Below are 18,105 nucleotides of genomic sequence, written 5' to 3' on the forward strand. Positions count from 1 at the left end.
CATCGGGCCGCCAATCACCCAATCTTGGCCCGGGAACAAAACAGGCCTTCAAAGAAGGCGCGGACTTCCGGGTGCTCATGGAACGACGATGGACATTGTATGATCCACGGCTGGCCTGGATGCTGGTCGCGCCGGTGCTCTTGCTGCTAACCTTTTTCCTGGTGCTGCCGATCGCCGTGATGGCCGGCTATACCTTCTTCACCTTTGTCACCGCCGGCGTGGAAACGAGCGCGCTGACGACCGCGAACTGGCACGAATTCCTCACCGACAGCTACTATCACGGCTTCCTCCTGAAGACGCTGAGGGTCGGAGCCATGACGGCGCTGCTGTGCGGCGTGCTCGGCTACTTCCCCGCCTATTTCATCTGGGCCACGACCTTCAAGCACAAATGGCTGTTGCTGCTTTTGCTGATCGTGCCGTTCTGGATCAGTTTCACCATCCGCACCTTCTCCTGGATCAACATCCTGGGGGAACAGGGCGTCATCAACGTCGCGCTGCTCAAAATGGGCATCATCCATGAGCCGCTGCAGATGCTCTACAATGAAGGCGCGGTCATTCTGGGCATGCTGCACTTCCTGCTGCCCTACATGATCCTCAACGTCTATGTCAGCCTGGAGAGCATTGATCGCACGTTGATTTCGGCGGCCCGCTCGATGGGCTGCACGAGCGCGCAGGCGTTCCGCGAGGTCACGCTGCCGCTGTCGCTGCCCGGCCTGGCGGCGGGCCTGCTGCTTTGCTTCGTGCTGGCCGCCGGCAGCTATGTCACGCCGCAGCTTCTCGGCTCGGGCCGCGACGCGCTGTTCGGCAACCTGATCTACGACACCATCATGGGCGAGTTGAACTGGCCGATGGGGGCCACGCTTTCGATCGTACTGTTCATCGTGCTCGGCTTCTTCGCCGCCGTCTACACGCGCTACATGGGCATGTCGCAGATCGTCAAAGGGCTTGGCGGATGACGGGGCTTGCAGGATGAGGGGAACACGGCGCAGGCAGGAAGGCAGATGGGCCTGGCGGCTGACCGGCTTTGTCACGGTCTGCGTCTACATCTTCATGTTCGCGCCGATCGTGGCGACAGTGGTCCTGTCGTTCAACGCCTCGATGTTCGGCGGCTTCCCGATGACCGGCTTCAGCCTGCAATGGTACGGCAAGCTGATGGCCAACGAGGCGGTGCTGGCTGCCTTTCGAACATCCTTGTGGATCGCATTGGTCACCGCCATCGTCACCACCGCCATCGGCGTCACCACGGCGTTTGCCTTGGTCCGCTTCGAATTTCGCGGCAAGCAGGCGCTGAGCACGCTGGTGATCCTGCCGGCATTGGTGCCGGAAACCATCCTCGGCGTCGGCCTGCTGGTGCTGATCAAGGCCGTCGACCAGCCGAGGACCATGCTGCTCCTGGTGCTTGGCCATATCCTGCTCGCCGTGCCCTATGTGGTGCTGATCGCCCAGGCGCGCATGATCGGCATCCGCCGCGTCTACGAGGAGGCCGCACTGTCGCTTGGCGCCTCTCGCTTCTCGTCCTTCCGCGAGATCACGCTGCCGCTGCTCATCCCGGCCGTTGTCGGCGGCGCCCTGCTCGCCTTCACCATTTCGTTCGACAACACCTCGGCCAGCCTGTTCTGGCGGCCGGCCGGCGTCGAGACCATGCCGACCCAGATCCTTTCCATGCTCAAGATTTCGATCAGCCCGGAGATCAACGCGCTCGGCACCGTGATGATCCTGGTGACCGTCGGCATCCCGCTGATCGGTGGCCTGATCCTGCAAAGCCTGACAAAACTGAGAAGACGTGGCGAACCAAAGGAGGAAATACAATGAAACTCACCACCACCAAGCGGCTGGAACGGCTGCACGATCGATACGCCAATGGCGACCTGAGCCGCCGCACGTTCCTGACGCTGACCGCAGCCGCGGCAGCATCGGCGGGCCTTTCCATGCCCTGGATGGGCCGGGCGCTCGCCGCGGTCCAGGAGGTTCGCTTCGACGGTTGGGGCGGCACGGTGCAGGATGCGATCGACAAGTTCGCCTTCCAGCCCTACACGACCAAGACCAAGATCAAGGTGGTCCAGGGCACGTTCGGCGACGAGGACGAGATCATCACCAAGATCAAGACCGCCAAGCCCGGCGACTACCAGGTCATCCATTCCTCCGGCGTCAACTACTACATCAAATATGTGAACGCCGGCCTGACCTCGGAAATCAACGAGGCCAACATTCCCAACATGGCGAACGTGCTGCAGCCGATGATCGAGCCATTCCGCAAGCTGACGCCGAAGCTCTCCGCCGTGCCCTACGACTACGGCACGACCGGCATCGCCTACAACACCAAGGTGATCTCGCCGGAGGAAGCCAAGGAGAAGGGCGCCGGGCTCCTGCTCGACAAGAAATATGCCGGCAAGGTCGGCGGCTATTCCGACATGACGACGCGCGTCTGGTATGCGGCGCTCGCCACCGGGCAGGACCCCAACAACCTCAAGGACATGGACGCCATCTGGGCCAAGGTGCGCGAAACGCGCGACCTCGCCAAGAAGTTCTGGAGTTCCGGCGCGGAGCTGATGGACCTGCTTTCCAAGGGTGAGATCGTGGTGACCGATGCCTGGTCGGGCCGCGTCGCCGCGCTGCAGGACCAGGGCCATCCTATCGGCTATCTCGATCCGGCCGGCTCCTACGCCTGGATGGAGGACATGCTGATCCTGAAGGGTTCGCCCATGGCCGAATGCGAGGAACTCATCAACTTCATGCTCGACCCGGCGACCTCGATCGCGGTGGCCGAAGGCCAGAGCTATCCGCCGTCGCTCGATCCTAACAAGGTCAAGCTGACCGAGAAGATCGAGAAGCTGCCGGCATTCGACAAGACGGGCACGATGAAGTCGCTGACCTTTGCCGATCCGACCTACTGGGCGACCAACGAGGACGCCTGGACCAAGCAGTGGAACAGGATCTCGAAGGGTGCCTGACAGCCAGGAAACGACACTCCATCCCCGGCCTGTTCAGGCCGGGGTAGCCGGCGCGAGCGCGGCCGCCGAGGCGAACAGCCCGGCGGTCGAGTTCCGCGACATCGACATCGCCTACGGCAAGTTCGTCGCGGTGCGCGATTTCTCGCTCTCGATCCGCAAGGGCAGCTTCGTCACCTTGCTCGGGCCTTCGGGTTGCGGCAAGACCACGATCCTGCGCTCCATCGCCGGCCTGGTCGATATTTCGGGCGGCCAAATCATGATCGACGGGCGGCGCGTCGACGACGTCCCGATCTACAAGCGCAACATCGGGCTGGTCTTCCAGAGCTACGCGCTCTTCCCGCACAAGAACGTATTCGACAACGTCGCCTTCGGCCTGAAGTACCGCAACGTGCCGAAGCCCGAGATCGTGCGCAAGGTCGGCAAGGCGCTCGAAATGGTGCGGCTGCCGGGCAGCGAGAAGAAGCTGCCGTCGCAACTGTCAGGCGGGCAGCAGCAGCGCATCGCGCTCGCCCGCGCCATCGTCTTCGAGCCGCAGGTGTTGCTGCTGGATGAGCCGTTGTCGGCGCTGGACGCCAACATGCGCGAGGAGATGCGCGTCGAGATCAAGAAGATTCAGAAGGAAACCGGCATCACCGCCATCTTCGTCACGCACGACCAGGAAGAAGCCCTTTCCATGTCGGATCGTATCGTGGTGATGAACGCGGGCGCGGTGGAGCAGATCGGCACTCCGGAGGAGGTCTACGAGGCGCCGGCGACAGCCTTCGTCGCCGACTTCCTCGGCAAGGCCAACATGCTTGCAGGGACCGTGAGCCGGTCCGGCCAAGGAACGGTAACGGTGGTGCTTGGCACCAGCCAGACGGTCAGCGTGGCTTGTCCAAGGCCGCTTGCCGACGGCAGCAAGGTCACCGTCGTGGTGCGGCCGCAGAAATTTTCGGTCGGTGCTGGAACGAGCGCCAATCGGCTGTCCGGCCGCGTGATCTCGGCCTCCTATCTGGGCGGCAGCGCGATCTACGAGATCGACATCGGCGGCAAGACCAGCCTCCGCGCCAATACACCGATCACTGGCCGCGTGCTTCGCGAAGGCGAGACGATCGAGTTGGGTTTTGCCCCGGACGGCTGCGTGCTGCTGGACGGGGCCGGGAAGCGGATTTCCTGAAGGTCGCGGGCGCTTGGTGCGGTTCAGCCACCATTTGACGCGCCCGTGCCGTCTCGCGCAACAGCCCAGATCCCAGCCGCCTGAAGGCGTGGGGTCTGCAGATTCCCATCGGGGCTCTAAACGCTTGTTTTGCGCAATTCCGGCAGCGCCGGTCTGGTTTCAACTCGCACCGGTCAGTGATCGACTTTGCGGATGTTGCGCTCGGCCGTGGGTGCAAGGCTCCCGGCTCCGGGCACTGAAGCCGGCGCGCCTTGAAGAACCCAATCCGCCGCGATCTGCCCGATCACCGGCGCCAGCTGGATGCCATAGCCGCCGGCGCCGGCGGCGGTGACCAATGCCGGTTCCGAGGCATCGATCGGTCCGACAAGCGGCCGATGATCGGCCGTGACAGGATAAAGGCCGGCCCAGCCACGGCCAAGCCGCGCGCCCGGCAGATCGGGCAGCCGTTCCAGCAGCAGTTCGGCCAGGTGGACCTTCGATTGCTCCTCGCACTGATCGTTGTAATTGTCCGGATCCTCGGGAGCGATGGACGTCACCTTGTGGATCTCGGCAATCAGCGCGCCAGGCTTGTCGTGGCGGAAATTAAGGCCGCTGCCCTCGCCGTCCACGAGGTCCATGACCATCGGCATCGTATAGTCGAGCGGCCTGTCCAGATGGATCACGACCGCCTCATGGCGCTCGGGCCAAATGTGCAGGCGCTGGCCGAAGAGCTCGGCGACCCGCGGCGCCCATGCGCCGCCTGCGTTGACCACGGCATCGCATTCGACCGGATCGCCATTGGTCTCCAGCCTGTAGCCGCCTGGCCGCCTTCCCACCCCGAGGACCTTGCGGTACTGGTGGATGTCGCCGGCCTTTTCGCGGACGATCCGCGCCAGGAAATTGCACATGTCATAGGGATCGAGAAAGCCGTTGTCGGGTCCGAACAAACCGCCTTCGAGCCCGTCGGGGCTGAGGTGGGGAACAAGGTCCCTGAGTTCGTTCGCACGGATCAGGCGCGACTTCAGGCCGGCCCCGCCCTGAATCTCGACTGATTTCGCGAACAGCTCCATCTGCGCGGGCGTGCGCGCGAGCCGAAGATAACCGATGTGGTTGAATTGAAGCCCCTGCCCCTCCCACTGGCGAAACCGGCGGAACGAATGAACGCGAAGCATGATCTCGAACGGATCGGTAAATTGCGACCCGACAACGCCGACCGACCTGCCGCTCGAGCCTGAAGCGATCGACTGCGCTTCCAGCACCGTCACGCGTGCGCCCTGTTCGAGGAGGTTGAGCGCCGTGCATAGGCCCAGCGTGCCCGCACCGATCACCACGACATGGAGGGAAGCTGTCATATAGGGTCACCTGCTTTCAGGCATGATCCCAGACGTGGGAACCGGTTTTCTCGGACTAACGGTTTCCGTCTGTCCAGAGATCATGCTTCGACAAGGGATAGGGAGGCGAATCGACCAAACGTCATCCTGATCCACGCTGCGCGGCGATCTCGCCCAAGGTGTCGTCGATCGCATGCAGAATGCTGCGCGCGTCCGCCTGTGTCATGGGCGTCGAGAGCGCGAACAGGCCGTAGCTGGCAGACAGGACGCCGCGGCCGAGCAAGCCCTTGTGGAATGTCTCGAACCTCCGGTGCTCGGCCTGGTCCGGATAGACGGATCTATAGTCCGTAACCGGATGCGAGGTAAAATGAACCTTGAACAGCGAACCGAGGCCCACGCATTGGCCGGCAAGGCCATGCCTGTCGAACGAGGCGGACACCCCTTCGCGCAGGAATGCGCCCAGTGTATCGAGATGGGCAAAGCTCTCCTTCGTCAGCGCCCGCATCGAGGCGAGCCCGGCCCGCATGGTCACCGGATTGGCGGTGAACGTGCCGCCATGGGGAAGAGCGGGCTTGCCCCTGGTCGGATCGAACACCGCCATGACATCGGCGCGCCCGCCAACGGCGCCCACGGGGAAGCCGCCGCCGATGATCTTTCCGAGCGCGGTCAGGTCGGGCTCGATGCCCCACAACCCCTGCGCGCCCGACCAGCCAAGGCGAAACGAGATGACTTCGTCGAAGACAATCAGGGCCCCGGCCGCCCAGGCGATCTCGACCATCGCGTGCAGATAGTCCCGGCGTGCCGGGATGAGGCCGGCACGATTGGGTATAGGATCGATCAGCACGCCTGCTATGCTGTCGCCCTGGGTGGCGAAGACGGCGCGAAGCGCCTCGACATCGTTGAAGGGCACGGCAATCACATCGTCCAGCACCCCGCGCGGCGTTCCCTTTGCGTAAGGCGTCGAGCTTGGCATGTCGCCCCAATTGGACGGGGAACTGTCCAGGCTCACCTCGGCGAAATCATACGACCCATGGTAGGCGCCTTCGATCTTGACGATCTTCGGCCGCCCGGTGAAGGCGCGCGCGGCCTTGATGGCCATCATCACCCCCTCCGTGCCAGAGTTGGTGAAGCGGATCCGGTCGACGGAGGGCAGCCGGTCGACGAGAAGCTCGGCAAGCTCGATCTCGCTGAGCGTCGGGGCGCCGAAGGCCGTGCCGAACGGCAGTTGCTCGACCACGGCGGCAGCGACGTCGGGATGTGTGTAGCCATGGATCATCGAGGTGAAATTGTTGATGCAGTCATAGTAGACGTTGCCGTCGACATCCCAGACCCTGCACCCCTCGCCGCGCGCGGCATAGATCGGAAACGGATCGACAAAGACGGTGGTGCGCGTATTGCCGCCCGGCATCACCCTCTTGGCGCGCTCGAAGAGGCTCTTTGATCCAGGCATGGCGTCAGGATAATGCGGCATGGCTCTCGCTGGCGAATTTGACCGTCAAGGCAGCGGCGGCACCGCCGCTCGTCGCAATGCTATGACCAGCTTCTGCACCGACGCAATCGGCCAGGCGGAGTATGCGACACGACCAGGCCGTCACTGACCATTATCCTCCCGCCGCCACTGCCCGGTTCGGATGCCTGAGGTGGGTTGGCGTGATGCCGGTCTGCTGGCGGAACACACGGCTGAAATGGCCGGCATTGGTGAAGCCGCAGCGGTAGGCGATGTCGCCGATCTGCAAGTCGCTGCCTTCCAGCAGCGACTTCGCATGATGCACCCTGAGCGTCAGATATGCCGCCATCGGGCCGATGCCCAGTTCCAACCCGAAGAGCCGTTCGAGCTGGCGCCGCGAGCAGTTCAGGCGGCTTGCGATCTCGGCCACCGACAGCGTCTCCTGCAGGTTGCTCTCCATCAACAGCAAGGCCCGCTTCACCGCCCGGCTCGACGCTGCCGGAAACAGGTCGCCGACGGGCTGCACGTCGCGGCTGCTCCTGATCCGGTCGAGCACCAGGATCTTGGCGGCCTTCTCGGCCGCCTTCTGGCCGATGAACTGGGACACGAAATGGCCCGCGAGGTCGGCGGCACCCGTGCCGCCCGCGCATGTCGCGCGGCCCCGGTCGACGGTAAAAAGGCTGTCGGCATGGGCGTTGACCTCCGGGAACCGGCTGCGGAAATCCTTGATGTGGAACCAACTGACGGCGGCGCTGTAGCCATCGAGCAACCCGTAGCGCGCCAGCACGAAGCTTCCCGTGCAGAGCGACGTCAGCGGCACGCCCTTGCCGGCGGCACGCAAAAGAAACGCCTCCTTCTCGGAACTCAGGCTGCGGTTTGTGTCGAGCAGGCCGCCGACCACGACCACGTTATCGAAATCCTCGGGGTTGCCGATCCCCCCGGTCGGCAGCAATTCGACGCCGCAACTTGCCCGGATCGGCAGGCCGCGTTCGCCGACGATCTCCCAGTCGAACTCTATCCTGCGGCTGCGGTCGCCCTCATCGCCCGCCAGCCGCAGCGTGTCGATGAACAACGATAGCGGCGACAGCGTGAAGTCGCGAACGAGGAGAAACGCAAAACGCCTGGCCATTGTTGTTCGGAACCGTCCTCGTGCCCTCTGATTGCACCCTGCTGCGCATCAATCGCCACCCCCTTATATAGCCCGTGTCGGAAAAGGCAGAGTTGGTTTGGCAAGCCCAACTCCTTTCGCCAGCGAATTCCTTTCGCCGGGAAAGTTCTGGTCTTCGGCTTCGTGCACGAGATCCCCGCGACGAACATCGGACGCTGCTCAAGCGCCCGTCGCGTCCGACATGAAGGCGATCGCAACCCTTCTCGCCGCGCGGGCAAGCGCGATCAGCGCCGAGATCAGGCGCGGCCTCGGAGTCGAGGACTTCGAGCAGTCGGATGAGCACGACCGTCCGCGCCGGCGGCGAGACACTTCGCGCGCGCTGGCTGATTGGCTGCGGTGGCGGCCCCACCGACGCTGATCCGGACCTGGAGGGAGTTGCCAAGGCCGCGGCGCGGTGGTTTGGCGAACGCGAATGAAGCGTGTCCATCGGGCGGCGAATCCAACTGCCCCGCCGATGAAGCCGAACACCCGCCGGGTCCCATGCTAGGGGAACTGATCGAGCCTGATTTCGGTTGTCTGTTGTGCGAACGATCGTTGCACGGCAGGCACCTGACGAGCGAAGATAAAATATGAAACCTGCAGCCAAGCGGCGCGGTTCCCTGCGGAAGGTCCTAGGTGGCATCGCAGCGGCGATTGCGACCACCCCTGACCGGAGGGCCGAGCAAGGCGCGAGCACCGCGTCAATGGTTGCCGAATGGCCGCTGCCGCCGTCGGCGACGCTTGGCTCCTCCTTGCGCCTGAAAGGGATCGAACGCGAAGTACGAGCCAGGCTGCCCTGGACAGTGAGGAAATTTGCCAAGGCCGAGACCGGCCGCATCGTCTTGCGCATGCTGCAAGCCGACGCGGATGCGTTCCGGGCCGCCTCGGCGACCATCTCCAGGACGCTGGAGGGGATCGAAGCGCTGGCCGTGCTTCCGCGAGAAGCGGAGGACATTCTCACCATCTCGTCGCGCGAGCGGCACAAGTGGCTCAGGGACGGTCGCCTGAAAAGCATCGGCACGCGCACCGTAAAGATGCGCGGGCGATCCAAGGCCGTGACCTTCCATGTCTTCGATCCACGCCACATCGAGGACGTTCTTGATCGTGACCTGGCGACCGCCTGGCGGGAGGAGGACGCGCGGGAAACATCCGAAAACAGGAGGCGCGGAGCTGGCAAGGCCGCGCTGACGCGAGCAGGCAAGCGGACGGGCAACGCCCGCAAGACCAGGAATTCGGGAAAAGACGATGCGCCAAAGCTCGAGGGCTGGGACACGTTCGAGGCGGAAGGATTGCTGCGGTAGAGCAACCCCAGGAAAACGATTTTCCGGCGAGGATCGCGCTCGCGCCCCATTCCCGTCTACGGATATTGCGCCTTACCGGGACCGGAAGCGCCGAGATCGCCCTGCAATTCCTTGGGCAGGGGAAGGCTCGAACATTGCAGATGGACGTCGCGGGCGAGCAGCTTTCGCTGCTTCTGCTCGTGCTCCTTGGTGGCCGCTATGATCCCCAATCCGTACGGGCCAAGTGCAACGAATTCCCAACCCGGATGCGTTTTTTCGCGGACCGCGTAGTCCGAAGCCGCCGCTCGAGCTTGCTGGCATTGCGGCGACGCCCATTTCTGGTCCTGCTGCGAAAGAGAGGCTCCGTAATCGACTGGAGAGGTCGCGCATCCGGCCATCGTCGCGGCCAATGCGGACATTGCAAGCCCCACCGCAATTTTCATCCAGAAGCCCTTTGCCAACCACCGTGGAGAGTACATGGACGCCTTCATCTCACAAGGGAAGCGTTGCGACCAGAGAGCCCGGCCTCGTTTCCTGGGGCCCGCCCGTCGCCAGATTTGGACCGCAGCTGGGAACCAATGATGGGCGAGACTGTTCAGTTGTAACTTGATACGACGCTGACATTCTTGCCGGCGGGCAAGGCGGACATCTTCAGGAGTTCCCATCATGACTATTTCGTCCGGATTTCGTTCAATCGCCATTGCCGCGATCGCCGCGGCGGGCGTCAGCCTGGCCAGCGCCGCGCATGCCGACAGCGGTAAAATCCGCTTCTCCGTCTACAAGGCGGCCTTCTTTGTCGGCGGCTCCGGTGGCGAGGGCACGCTGACTTTCCATGGCCGCAAATACCCGATCTCGATCGGCGGCGTCTCGGGCGGCCTCGCCTTCGGGGTCTCCAAGACCTATTTCCAGGGCACCGTGCGCCACATCAAGCGCGTCCGGGATGTGACTGGCGTATACGGCGCCGCCGGCGGCGGCGGCACGCTCGGCAAAGGCGCCCAGGTGATCGTGATGACCAACGACAAGGGCGCCCAGCTTGAACTCACGGGCCGACAGGTTGGCCTGCAGGTCAACGCCGATCTGAGTGGGCTCGCCATCTCGCTGAGATAAGCCTCGTGGCGTGAAGCGCGTCGCCATGACCGTGCGACGCGCTCCGGCGCACATTTTGAAACTGGAAATCAGCTCCTCAGCCCGGGTGCTTCCTGTCCAGTGCGCTCGACATATTCCGTATAGCCGCCACCATAGGTGTGGATGCCTTCCGGCGTCAGTTCGAGCACGCGGTTCGACAGCGCGGCCAGGAAATGCCGGTCGTGCGAGACGAACAGCATCGTGCCTTCATACTGCGACAGCGCCTCGATCAGCATCTGCTTGGTGGTGATGTCCAGATGGTTGGTCGGTTCGTCCAGCACCAGGAGGTTGGGCGGCTCGAACAGCATCAGCGCCATCACCAGCCTTGCCTTCTCGCCGCCTGACAGCACCCGGCATTTCTTCTCGATCTCGTCGCCGGAAAAGCCGAAACAGCCGGCAAGTGCCCGAAGCGGCGCCTGGCCGGCCTGCGGAAAATTATCCTCCAGCGTCTGGAACACGGTGCGCTCGCCTTCGAGCAACTCCATGGCGTGCTGGGCGAAATAGCCCATTTTCACACTCGGTCCCCGCGCCACCGTACCGGTATCGGGATCGGAAGCACCGGCCACCAGCTTCAGCAGCGTCGATTTTCCCGCGCCATTGACGCCCATGATGCACCAACGCTCGCGGCGGCGGACCTGGAAGTCGAGCCCTTCATAGATGGTGCGGCTGCCATAGGCCTTGTGCACGTTCTTCAAGGTGACGACGTCCTCGCCGCAGCGCGGCGCCGGCTGGAACTCGAAATTCACCACCTGGCGGCGCTTTGGCGGCTCGACGCGGTCGATTTTGTCTAACTTCTTCACCCGGCTCTGCACCTGCGCGGCATGCGAGGCACGCGCCTTGAAGCGCTCGATGAAGGCGATCTCCTTGGCCAGCATCGCCTGCTGACGTTCGAACTGAGCCTGCTGCTGCTTGTCGGCGATCGCCCGCTGCTGCTGGTAGAATTCGTAATTGCCGGAATAGGCGGTGAGCGATCCCGCATCGATCTCGACGATCTTGTTGACGATGCGGTTCATGAACTCGCGGTCGTGCGAGGTCATCAGCAGCGCGCCGTCATAGCCTTTCAGGAACTGCTCAAGCCAGATCAGGCTTTCCAGGTCGAGATGGTTCGACGGTTCGTCGAGCAGCATGGCGTCGGGCCGCATCAGCAGGATGCGGGCCAGCGCCACGCGCATCTTCCAGCCGCCCGAGAGTTTGCCGACGTCGCCGTCCATCATCTCCTGGCTGAAGCCCAGACCGTCCAGCACCTCGCGGGCACGCCCGTCCAGCGCATAACCGTCGAGTTCCTCGAAGCGATGCTGCGCCTCGCCATACTTTTCGATGATCTCATCCATCCGGTCGGCCTGGTCGGGGTCGGCCATCGCAGCCTCGAGTTCCGCCATTTCGGCCGCCACGTCGCTCACCGGCCCAGCGCCGTTCATCACTTCCGCGACCGCGCTGTGGCCCGCCATGTCGCCGACATCCTGGCTGAAATAGCCGATGGTGACGCCACGATCGACCTGCACCTGGCCCTCGTCAGGCTGCTCCTGGCCCGTGATCATGCGAAACAAGGTCGTCTTGCCGGCGCCGTTCGGCCCGACGAGGCCGATCTTCTCGCCCTTCTGCAGCGTGGCCGACGCCTCGATGAAGACAAGCTGACGGCCGTTCTGCTTGCCGATGTTTTCAAGTCTGATCATGGTGATCCGGGAGGCTCAAAGGAGATTGGAGGATTTGCCCGCGCCCTTACGCGAATGAAGATGCCAGGGGAAGAGGCAGAAGCGCCGCAGATGCCTGGCGGAGCACGAGGCGCCGATTTCCTCAACTGGCGGAAATCGGCGGTTTGCATGGCTGCTCCTGCCTGCCGGCGTCCATGAAAAATCGGCGGGCGGTCGAAATCCGCCCTTCTCGAACGACTTTGGCGCGGTGGCCTGCACGGCCAGACCAGAAACGCCAACAGGACAGGACCATGGCAATGGCCAAGATGCTCGTGATCTACAAAACCCCGGCCGATCCGGCCGCCTTCGACCGCCACTATTTCGACGTTCACATACCGCTTGCCAAGAAGCTTCCCGGGCTGCGGCGCTATGATGTCAGCAGGCGGCCCATCGTCAAGCTCTCGGCGGGCGAGATGCCTTATCTGGTGGGAACATTGTATTTCGACAGCCTCGAAGACATCCGCGCCGCCTTCGCCTCGGAAGTCGGCGTCGCCTGCGCCGCCGACCGGCGGATACTGGCTCCGGGCGACGACGATCTGACGATGCTGTTGTTCGACGCCGACGAGGTGTGATCCCGACCGCCAGAAACACTCCAGAAACAAGATTCAACATCCGGGAAAAACTGAGGAAAACATCGTCGGGCATAACATGTTCGTGGCAACCGGACAGCGGTCGCCACCAATGCAAAGGGATGCTGCCCGCGATGCAACGACATTCGACCGGATGGATGAGTGCCCTAGCAGGCATTTCGCTGGCCATGCTCGCGGGCGCACAGTCGGGTGCGGAGGCGGCGATCACCCGTAGCGAATATTGCAGCCGGCTCGGTCTTCAACTCGACGGCGCCATCCAGACCAAGGCCAGGCCCGGTGCCAGTGCGAGCCAGATCGCGCAGGCAACGGCACTGCAGGACAAGGCGAACCGGTTCTGTGCCGAAAGCAAGCAGGCGCAAGGCATCCGGACCTACGCCAACGCCCTGAAGCTCCTCGGTGTGACACCGGTCGACCTCAACCAGTGACGAGCAGTCATCATCCTTGAAACCCGTCACGAAAAGGGCGGCTTTTTCCCACGGGCAATGCCGCGAGCGGTCCGCCCTCGCACAGCGTGTCTTGCCTTTGCTGGATGGCGGCAAAGTCCTGATGACGGATCTAGATGGAATCCGGGTAGAACGCGGTCGAGGAATTCTGCACGCCATCACCACGGCAGTCCCGCCGTCACCACGGCAATCTCTTGCCATCGCGAAAAAAGCCGCCGGTCGGGCCGTCGTCCGGCAAGGTCGCGGCCCAGACGATGCCGGCCGCCCCTTGCCTCGCCGGCAGCGACTTCACCGTCGCCGACATCGCCGTCTATGCCTACAGCCATCGCGCCGGGGATTGCGGCTTTTCGCTCGCGGACTATCCGGCGTTCGCCGCATGGACGGAGCGCGTGCGCGATGCCATCGGACCCGGCTACCCCGTCCATCCCTACGGTATCGATCCGCATTCCGGAGCCTGAGCGCATGCGCTGACGGATTTGGCTCCCGCCAGAATCCGTCTCTGTTTACACCGCGGTGGAATAGGGATACTTTTTATCCTTAATAGGTCGGTCGGTACCGGCCCGGGAACCCGTGGATGATCCTGAAAAGCCAAGTCGAATGGGCACTGCACTGCTGCGCCATTCTCGCCGGTCTGCCCGAGGGGCGGTATCTCTCCACAAAAGCGCTTGCCGAGTTCCACGGCCTTCCCAAGGAATATCTCTCCAAGGCACTGCAAAGCCTGTCGCAGGCGGGACTGGTGCACACGACGCTGGGGCCGTCGGGTGGATACCGGTTGGCGCGGACGCCGGCAGAGCTGACCTTCCTCGACATCGTGGAGGCGGTTGAGGGCAAGGCGCGGACGTTTGTCTGCAACAATATCCGCGAGAACAATCCGTGTCGTCCCCAGGGCTATTGCGAAAGCAATCCTTGCCCGGTGGCGCGCATCATGTGGGAGGCCGATGAGGCCTGGCGCGCAAAATTGCGCGCCGTCAGGCTTTCCGACCTCACCGAAGCGTTGGCGCTCGACATCCCCGCGGAGCTTTGGAAAAACAGCTTCGAATGGGTGCTAGAGCGCGCCGGATGAACGTGGCCGCATGACCGTCGCGGGCGGCCGGTCTCCCGTCGCCGGCATGCAGGCGGCTAGCCATGCCCGCATCGTTCCGGGCGCCCGTTATCGACAGCGCCACGCCGAGATAGATGGCGGCGACCACCAGGTCCTGGAGCAGGCGCGCTTCTCGCGGCCTCAGGCGTGCCATGGGACGCCCACGGCCCTGGAAATACCAGACGACGATGCCGGCAAGCCCGAGAAGGTTGATCAAGACCAGAGCCAAGAAATGATAATCGCCGAACATGGGCTCACCGACAGTATTTTGGCTGGCGGCAGGGCCGGACGCGAGGAAGGGCGACCGGCCTTACGCCCCTATTTCTTGGCCGGATAGGTCATTTCCTTCTGGGCGCTATCGACCACGAACACCGCCAGCAGCTTCGCGGGCTTCGTCTCGCTGCCGTTTTCGCTAACACTGTGGCGATCACCCGGCATCTCCGAAAAGCTCTCGCCGGCCTTGTAGACCTTGACCGGGTCGTCGTTGACCTGGCTGCGGATGGAGCCTTCCAGAACGGTGGCATAGATGAAGGCGGAGCTTGGATGCGTATGCGCCTCCGAATAGCCGCCCGGGCCATATTCGACGAGGATGCCCTTGATGCTCTTGCCGGGGGCATTCGGCAGTTCATGCTCATAGACGAGGGTGACCTTGGCGGCCTTCTCGCCGGCGCGATGGGCCTCCTTGGCTCCAACCGGGCCGGCCAGTGCCGCCGTCAGGGCGAGCGCGATGGCGATTGACTTGATCATTCGAAAACTCCTTTTTGTGTTGAGCTACGGCGCATCCTGGCGGTCATTTCCGCGCCGCGGTGGCGAACCATTGCTCGAAGGTGATGCGGCCAAGGCGCGGATTGTTGTCGGAGACGAGCGAAGTGTCGTTCAGCCTCGCGCCGAAGTAGAGCGCCTCCGGATCAGCCACGACCTCGCGGGGATCGCCGACAGCCTTGAGGTAGCGGGCGACGAGTTCGCTCATGCGCGCACGCTCCGGACCGGAAATCTCGATCATGCCGTTGATCGGCGCGCCGAGCGCGATCCCGGCCATCGCATCGGCGACGTCGTCCGATGCGATAGGCTGCACATAGGCCGGCGACAGGTGCACGGCCTCGCCGACCGTGCCGGACTTGGCGATGCTGGCCAGGAATTCCATGAACTGCGTCGAATGAACGATGGTGTAGGGGATGCCGGAGGCCTTGATCAGCTCTTCCTGGACGAGCTTGGCGCGAAAATAGCCGCAGTCCTGCAGGCGTTCGGTCCCGACAACCGAGAGCGCGATGTGGTGCCTGACCCCGGCAACTTTGCCCGCGGCGAGCAGGTTGCGGCCCGAAGTGGTGAAGAAATCCATGGCGGGCTGGTCCTCGAACGAAGGTGAATTGGCGAGGTCGATGACGACCTCGGCGCCAGCCAGCGCCGCCTCCAGGCCTTCGCCCGTGATGGTGTTGACGCCGGTATTCGGGGCGGCGGCAACCACCTCGCAGCCCTGCTTGCGCAGCCGTTCGACCGTCTTGGAGCCGATAAGCCCGGTGCCCCCGATGATGACGATTTTCATGATAGTCTCCGTTCGCGGTCGCGCCGCGTCGTTGCTGGTTTCGTTGAGGGAGAGGTCAGTTCAGGCCGGCCTTGTCGAGGCCGTAGAGCTTGTCCGCGGAGCCGGGCACGGTCTTGAAGGCGACGCTGACACGGTTCCAGGCGTTGATGGCCATGATCGAGAAGGTGAGGTCGGAGATTTCCTTCTCCGAAAGCTGCCCGCGCACGCGTTCATAGAGCTCGTCCGGGATACCGCCTTCGGGGAGTTTGGTGACGGCTTCGGTCCAGGCAAGGGCGGCACGTTCTCGGGGAATGAATAGGATCGATTCGCGCCAGACGGCGAGATGGTACAGCCGCAGCTCGCTCTCGCCGTGGATCTTTGCTTCCTTGACGTGCATGTCGAGGCAGAAGGCGCAGCCATTGATCTGGGATGCCCTGACGTGGACCAGATCGCGGAGCTTCTCTTCGATCGCGCCATGTGTCTCGGCCATGCTGAAATCGAGGAGCTTCTTGAAGAGTTCAGGCGATTGCTGGGCGGCGTTCAGGCGCTGCGTCATGGCTTTTCCTTTTTTTGGATATCTTGTGTCCTTAAGGACAATTAATATCCATAATGACTGGACAGTAAAGCGCCACCCGCCTACGATGCGAACATAAGGCTTATGTCGAAAAGTATGAGGGCGAGGATGGACGTCGTATCGGCGTTGCGAACGTTCCTGCGGGTGGCGCAGACAAAATCCTTCTCAGCGGCCGCCATCGACCTCAATCTGACGCAGCCGGCTGTATCCCGGCAGGTCTCCGCGCTAGAATCGCATCTCAAGACGCGCCTCCTGCATCGCACGACGAGCGCGCTCGCCTTGACGGCGGAGGGTGAACGGATGCTGCCGATGGCGCTGCGCGTCATCGAAGCGGTCGAAGCGCTCGGCGAAGCCAGCGGCGCCGAAGCGGCAGCCATATCCGGAAAGGTTAGGCTCAGCCTGCCGACGCCCCTCGGCTTCTTCCTCAGCGACCGTCTGGCAGGGCTGTTGGAGCGCCATCCGGCACTTCAGGTCGAACTGCTCCTTCGGGATGAACCGTCGGACGTGGTCGCGAATGCGATCGATCTAGAGGTACGCCTCGGGCCGGTCTGTGACAGCAGCCTGATCTGCCGCCGGATCGGCTGGACAACAGCCTTTCTCGTGGCCTCGCCAGCCTACATCGAGGGGCGCGACACACCGCGAACGCCGCAAGACATCAAGGATCACTCCTGCATTTGCTACAGCCGTGGCGGGGACGGCCGGTCGTGGTCGTTCTCCAGTGGAGCGGAGGAAGTGGTTCTGCGGATTGAGCCCCGCCTCGTCGCCAACAATTCGATGGCCGTCCATCGCGCGACCCTGGCGGGAGCCGGGCTTGCGGTGCTTTCCCACATCCTCGCCGGATCGGACATCGAAGCGGGCAGGCTGGTCAAGCTGATGCCGGATTTTCCGCCGACGCGCCTGCCGATCAATGTCGTCTACCCGTCCCGCCGGAATATCCCGCTGCGTGTGACAACGGTGCTCGACTTTCTTATCCAGGCCGTCCGCGGCGATGTCTTGATGGCGTCGGCGCCCGTGCGGACAATTCCCGGACCCTTGACCCACACTACCGCGTCTGAAGGCTGCTATTTCTTTCCCTGCGGATAGATCGTCTCGCCGCGCTTCAGCATCGCCACGAAGGCTTCGATCTTCTTCTTGCGCCCGGCTTCGGTCTTCATGTTGTGGGTGCGGAAGGCGAGCGAGAAGCGGTTCTGCGCGCTGAGCTTTTCCAACATCGCCTTGGCCGCCGGCTCGGCATCGATCGCCGCTTGCAAATCATCGGGGATTTTCATCTCCTTGCCGCTGCCATAGGCACGTGCCCAGCGCCCGTCGGCCTTGGCCGCCTCGACCTGTTTCAGCCCGTGCTCGGTCATGCGGCCCTCCTCGATGAGCCGCGCGACATTGTCGATGTTGATCTTGCTCCAGATGCTTTTTTTGCCGCGCGGCGTGTAGCGCTGCAGGAAACTGTTCTCGTCCAGCCCCTTGCGCACGGCGTCGATCCAGCCGAAGCACAGCGCGACGTCGATGGCTTCCTTCGGTGTGATCGACTTCAGTCCCGAGCCCACCTTGTGAACCTTGATCCACACTTCGGTTTCCGTGGCGTGGTGCTGGCCGAGCCAGGTATGGAAACTGGCCGCGTCGGGAAATTCCCTGACCTTTTCGGGATCGACCTTGACCGGAGCCATCAGCGGGCCTGCCGGCTCAGAATTGTTGTCGCTGGGGCCCCTGTCATCTTGCCTCCGTCATCCTGCGGTCTCGGCATCATGGCATCGCCCACTGTCAATTCCCGTCAGCAGTGGAGACGCTGTCATG

20 protein-coding genes and 2 pseudogenes are annotated in these 18,105 nt (G+C 63.3%); 12 read left to right on the top strand and 10 right to left on the bottom strand.

All coding sequences use genetic code 11. From position 1 onward, the window contains the following. The first annotated feature begins 77 nt into the window (after positions 1–77). Genes FJ543_RS18870 through FJ543_RS18885 form a run of 4 tightly spaced genes read left to right on the top strand, consistent with a single transcriptional unit; the run spans position 78 to position 4,107 of the window. A complete protein-coding gene (locus FJ543_RS18870; RefSeq protein WP_140876422.1) occupies positions 78–956 on the top strand; it encodes an ABC transporter permease in 879 nt (292 codons plus the stop codon). Positions 957–969: 13 nt separating this feature from the next. Further along, positions 970–1,812, top strand: a complete 843-nt coding sequence (locus FJ543_RS18875) for an ABC transporter permease (protein ID WP_140617954.1) — start codon at positions 970–972, stop codon at positions 1,810–1,812. After that, positions 1,809–2,951 (top strand): ABC transporter substrate-binding protein, encoded by a 1,143-nt coding sequence (locus FJ543_RS18880; RefSeq protein ID WP_140617953.1) that lies wholly within the window; start codon positions 1,809–1,811, stop codon positions 2,949–2,951. The genes FJ543_RS18875 and FJ543_RS18880 overlap by 4 nt, the downstream gene beginning before the upstream one ends. After that, positions 2,944–4,107, top strand: a complete 1,164-nt coding sequence (locus FJ543_RS18885) for an ABC transporter ATP-binding protein (RefSeq protein WP_140876424.1) — start codon at positions 2,944–2,946, stop codon at positions 4,105–4,107. Before FJ543_RS18880 ends, FJ543_RS18885 begins: the two co-directional genes overlap by 8 nt. Before the next feature lie 173 nt (positions 4,108–4,280). Here FJ543_RS18885 and FJ543_RS18890 read toward each other — a convergent pair whose 3' ends face one another. From FJ543_RS18890 to FJ543_RS18900, 3 genes are all read right to left on the bottom strand, one after another. Continuing rightward, on the bottom strand, positions 4,281–5,438 hold the full coding sequence (locus FJ543_RS18890) for an FAD-dependent oxidoreductase (protein ID WP_140876426.1): 1,158 nt from the start codon (positions 5,436–5,438) through the stop codon (positions 4,281–4,283). 121 nt (positions 5,439–5,559) lie between these two features. Continuing rightward, complete coding sequence (locus tag FJ543_RS18895) at positions 5,560–6,888, bottom strand: aspartate aminotransferase family protein (protein WP_140876428.1); 1,329 nt, start codon at positions 6,886–6,888, stop codon at positions 5,560–5,562. Positions 6,889–7,018: 130 nt separating this feature from the next. Next, positions 7,019–7,993: a GlxA family transcriptional regulator gene (locus tag FJ543_RS18900; RefSeq protein ID WP_140876430.1), complete on the bottom strand. Its 975-nt coding sequence runs from the start codon at positions 7,991–7,993 to the stop codon at positions 7,019–7,021. 314 nt (positions 7,994–8,307) lie between these two features. Here FJ543_RS18900 and FJ543_RS31485 point away from each other — a divergent pair, with 314 nt between their 5' ends. Both FJ543_RS31485 and FJ543_RS18905 read left to right on the top strand, forming a co-directional pair. Further along, complete coding sequence (locus FJ543_RS31485; protein WP_181174012.1) at positions 8,308–8,448, top strand: hypothetical protein; 141 nt, start codon at positions 8,308–8,310, stop codon at positions 8,446–8,448. Positions 8,449–8,601: 153 nt separating this feature from the next. Beyond that, positions 8,602–9,312 (top strand): hypothetical protein, encoded by a 711-nt coding sequence (locus FJ543_RS18905; protein WP_140876432.1) that lies wholly within the window; start codon positions 8,602–8,604, stop codon positions 9,310–9,312. Between the two features lie 56 nt (positions 9,313–9,368). Here FJ543_RS18905 and FJ543_RS18910 read toward each other — a convergent pair whose 3' ends face one another. Then, complete coding sequence (locus FJ543_RS18910) at positions 9,369–9,734, bottom strand: hypothetical protein (protein ID WP_140876434.1); 366 nt, start codon at positions 9,732–9,734, stop codon at positions 9,369–9,371. 223 nt (positions 9,735–9,957) lie between these two features. Between FJ543_RS18910 and FJ543_RS18915 the strand changes: the two genes are divergently transcribed. After that, positions 9,958–10,398 (top strand): hypothetical protein, encoded by a 441-nt coding sequence (locus tag FJ543_RS18915; protein WP_140663452.1) that lies wholly within the window; start codon positions 9,958–9,960, stop codon positions 10,396–10,398. 68 nt (positions 10,399–10,466) lie between these two features. Here FJ543_RS18915 and FJ543_RS18920 read toward each other — a convergent pair whose 3' ends face one another. Beyond that, positions 10,467–12,089: an ABC-F family ATP-binding cassette domain-containing protein gene (locus FJ543_RS18920; RefSeq protein ID WP_140876436.1), complete on the bottom strand. Its 1,623-nt coding sequence runs from the start codon at positions 12,087–12,089 to the stop codon at positions 10,467–10,469. A gap of 275 nt (positions 12,090–12,364) precedes the next feature. On the opposite strand from FJ543_RS18920, the gene FJ543_RS18925 reads away from it, so the two are divergent. The 4 genes and pseudogenes from FJ543_RS18925 (at position 12,365) to FJ543_RS18945 (ending at position 14,203) form a co-directional block, all read left to right on the top strand. Further along, on the top strand, positions 12,365–12,679 hold the full coding sequence (locus tag FJ543_RS18925) for an EthD family reductase (protein ID WP_140663456.1): 315 nt from the start codon (positions 12,365–12,367) through the stop codon (positions 12,677–12,679). Between the two features lie 155 nt (positions 12,680–12,834). Further along, positions 12,835–13,122: a hypothetical protein gene (locus FJ543_RS18930; RefSeq protein WP_140876438.1), complete on the top strand. Its 288-nt coding sequence runs from the start codon at positions 12,835–12,837 to the stop codon at positions 13,120–13,122. 308 nt (positions 13,123–13,430) lie between these two features. Continuing rightward, positions 13,431–13,598, top strand: a pseudogene (locus FJ543_RS32300) (glutathione S-transferase family protein); the annotation flags it as partial. 116 nt (positions 13,599–13,714) lie between these two features. Next, entirely contained in the window at positions 13,715–14,203 is a 489-nt protein-coding gene (locus FJ543_RS18945; RefSeq protein ID WP_015316869.1) for an Rrf2 family transcriptional regulator, read from the top strand. A gap of 82 nt (positions 14,204–14,285) precedes the next feature. On the opposite strand, the pseudogene FJ543_RS31850 reads toward FJ543_RS18945, so the two are convergent. The 4 genes and pseudogenes from FJ543_RS31850 to FJ543_RS18965 form a co-directional block, all read right to left on the bottom strand. Further along, positions 14,286–14,471, bottom strand: a pseudogene (locus FJ543_RS31850) (hypothetical protein); the annotation flags it as partial. Positions 14,472–14,539: 68 nt separating this feature from the next. Continuing rightward, entirely contained in the window at positions 14,540–14,968 is a 429-nt protein-coding gene (locus FJ543_RS18955; protein ID WP_140725130.1) for a cupin domain-containing protein, read from the bottom strand. Positions 14,969–15,011: 43 nt separating this feature from the next. Then, on the bottom strand, positions 15,012–15,764 hold the full coding sequence (locus FJ543_RS18960; RefSeq protein ID WP_140788450.1) for an SDR family oxidoreductase: 753 nt from the start codon (positions 15,762–15,764) through the stop codon (positions 15,012–15,014). A 55-nt stretch (positions 15,765–15,819) separates the two neighbouring features. Continuing rightward, the gene (locus FJ543_RS18965; RefSeq protein ID WP_015316865.1) at positions 15,820–16,299 is read right to left on the bottom strand and encodes a carboxymuconolactone decarboxylase family protein; all 480 of its coding nucleotides are present in this window, start codon (positions 16,297–16,299) and stop codon (positions 15,820–15,822) included. 126 nt (positions 16,300–16,425) lie between these two features. Between FJ543_RS18965 and FJ543_RS18970 the strand changes: the two genes are divergently transcribed. Then, a complete protein-coding gene (locus FJ543_RS18970; protein WP_140876440.1) occupies positions 16,426–17,400 on the top strand; it encodes a LysR family transcriptional regulator in 975 nt (324 codons plus the stop codon). Here FJ543_RS18970 and FJ543_RS18975 read toward each other — a convergent pair. Further along, positions 17,379–17,978 (bottom strand): YdeI family protein, encoded by a 600-nt coding sequence (locus FJ543_RS18975; RefSeq protein WP_140725121.1) that lies wholly within the window; start codon positions 17,976–17,978, stop codon positions 17,379–17,381. The genes FJ543_RS18970 and FJ543_RS18975 overlap by 22 nt on opposite strands. Between the last annotated feature and the right edge of the window lie 127 nt (positions 17,979–18,105).

The organism is Mesorhizobium sp. B2-5-7, assembly GCF_006440875.1.
GTDB lineage: Bacteria > Pseudomonadota > Alphaproteobacteria > Rhizobiales > Rhizobiaceae > Mesorhizobium > Mesorhizobium australicum.

What these genes read in the sequence shown, in the direction of transcription:
- FJ543_RS18870 (WP_140876422.1), top strand. Translation starts at nt 78, where the DNA reads ATGGAACGACGATGGACATTGTATGATCCACGGCTGGCCTGGATGCTG.
- FJ543_RS18875 (WP_140617954.1), top strand. Translation starts at nt 970, where the DNA reads ATGAGGGGAACACGGCGCAGGCAGGAAGGCAGATGGGCCTGGCGGCTG.
- FJ543_RS18880 (WP_140617953.1), top strand. Translation starts at nt 1,809, where the DNA reads ATGAAACTCACCACCACCAAGCGGCTGGAACGGCTGCACGATCGATAC.
- FJ543_RS18890 (WP_140876426.1), bottom strand. Translation starts at nt 5,438, where the DNA reads ATGACAGCTTCCCTCCATGTCGTGGTGATCGGTGCGGGCACGCTGGGC.
- FJ543_RS18895 (WP_140876428.1), bottom strand. Translation starts at nt 6,888, where the DNA reads ATGCCGCATTATCCTGACGCCATGCCTGGATCAAAGAGCCTCTTCGAG.
- FJ543_RS18900 (WP_140876430.1), bottom strand. Translation starts at nt 7,993, where the DNA reads ATGGCCAGGCGTTTTGCGTTTCTCCTCGTTCGCGACTTCACGCTGTCG.
- FJ543_RS31485 (WP_181174012.1), top strand. Translation starts at nt 8,308, where the DNA reads ATGAGCACGACCGTCCGCGCCGGCGGCGAGACACTTCGCGCGCGCTGG.
- FJ543_RS18905 (WP_140876432.1), top strand. Translation starts at nt 8,602, where the DNA reads ATGAAACCTGCAGCCAAGCGGCGCGGTTCCCTGCGGAAGGTCCTAGGT.
- FJ543_RS18910 (WP_140876434.1), bottom strand. Translation starts at nt 9,734, where the DNA reads ATGAAAATTGCGGTGGGGCTTGCAATGTCCGCATTGGCCGCGACGATG.
- FJ543_RS18915 (WP_140663452.1), top strand. Translation starts at nt 9,958, where the DNA reads ATGACTATTTCGTCCGGATTTCGTTCAATCGCCATTGCCGCGATCGCC.
- FJ543_RS18920 (WP_140876436.1), bottom strand. Translation starts at nt 12,089, where the DNA reads ATGATCAGACTTGAAAACATCGGCAAGCAGAACGGCCGTCAGCTTGTC.
- FJ543_RS18925 (WP_140663456.1), top strand. Translation starts at nt 12,365, where the DNA reads ATGGCCAAGATGCTCGTGATCTACAAAACCCCGGCCGATCCGGCCGCC.
- FJ543_RS18930 (WP_140876438.1), top strand. Translation starts at nt 12,835, where the DNA reads ATGAGTGCCCTAGCAGGCATTTCGCTGGCCATGCTCGCGGGCGCACAG.
- FJ543_RS18945 (WP_015316869.1), top strand. Translation starts at nt 13,715, where the DNA reads ATGATCCTGAAAAGCCAAGTCGAATGGGCACTGCACTGCTGCGCCATT.
- FJ543_RS18955 (WP_140725130.1), bottom strand. Translation starts at nt 14,968, where the DNA reads ATGATCAAGTCAATCGCCATCGCGCTCGCCCTGACGGCGGCACTGGCC.
- FJ543_RS18960 (WP_140788450.1), bottom strand. Translation starts at nt 15,764, where the DNA reads ATGAAAATCGTCATCATCGGGGGCACCGGGCTTATCGGCTCCAAGACG.
- FJ543_RS18965 (WP_015316865.1), bottom strand. Translation starts at nt 16,299, where the DNA reads ATGACGCAGCGCCTGAACGCCGCCCAGCAATCGCCTGAACTCTTCAAG.
- FJ543_RS18970 (WP_140876440.1), top strand. Translation starts at nt 16,426, where the DNA reads ATGGACGTCGTATCGGCGTTGCGAACGTTCCTGCGGGTGGCGCAGACA.
- FJ543_RS18975 (WP_140725121.1), bottom strand. Translation starts at nt 17,978, where the DNA reads ATGGCTCCGGTCAAGGTCGATCCCGAAAAGGTCAGGGAATTTCCCGAC.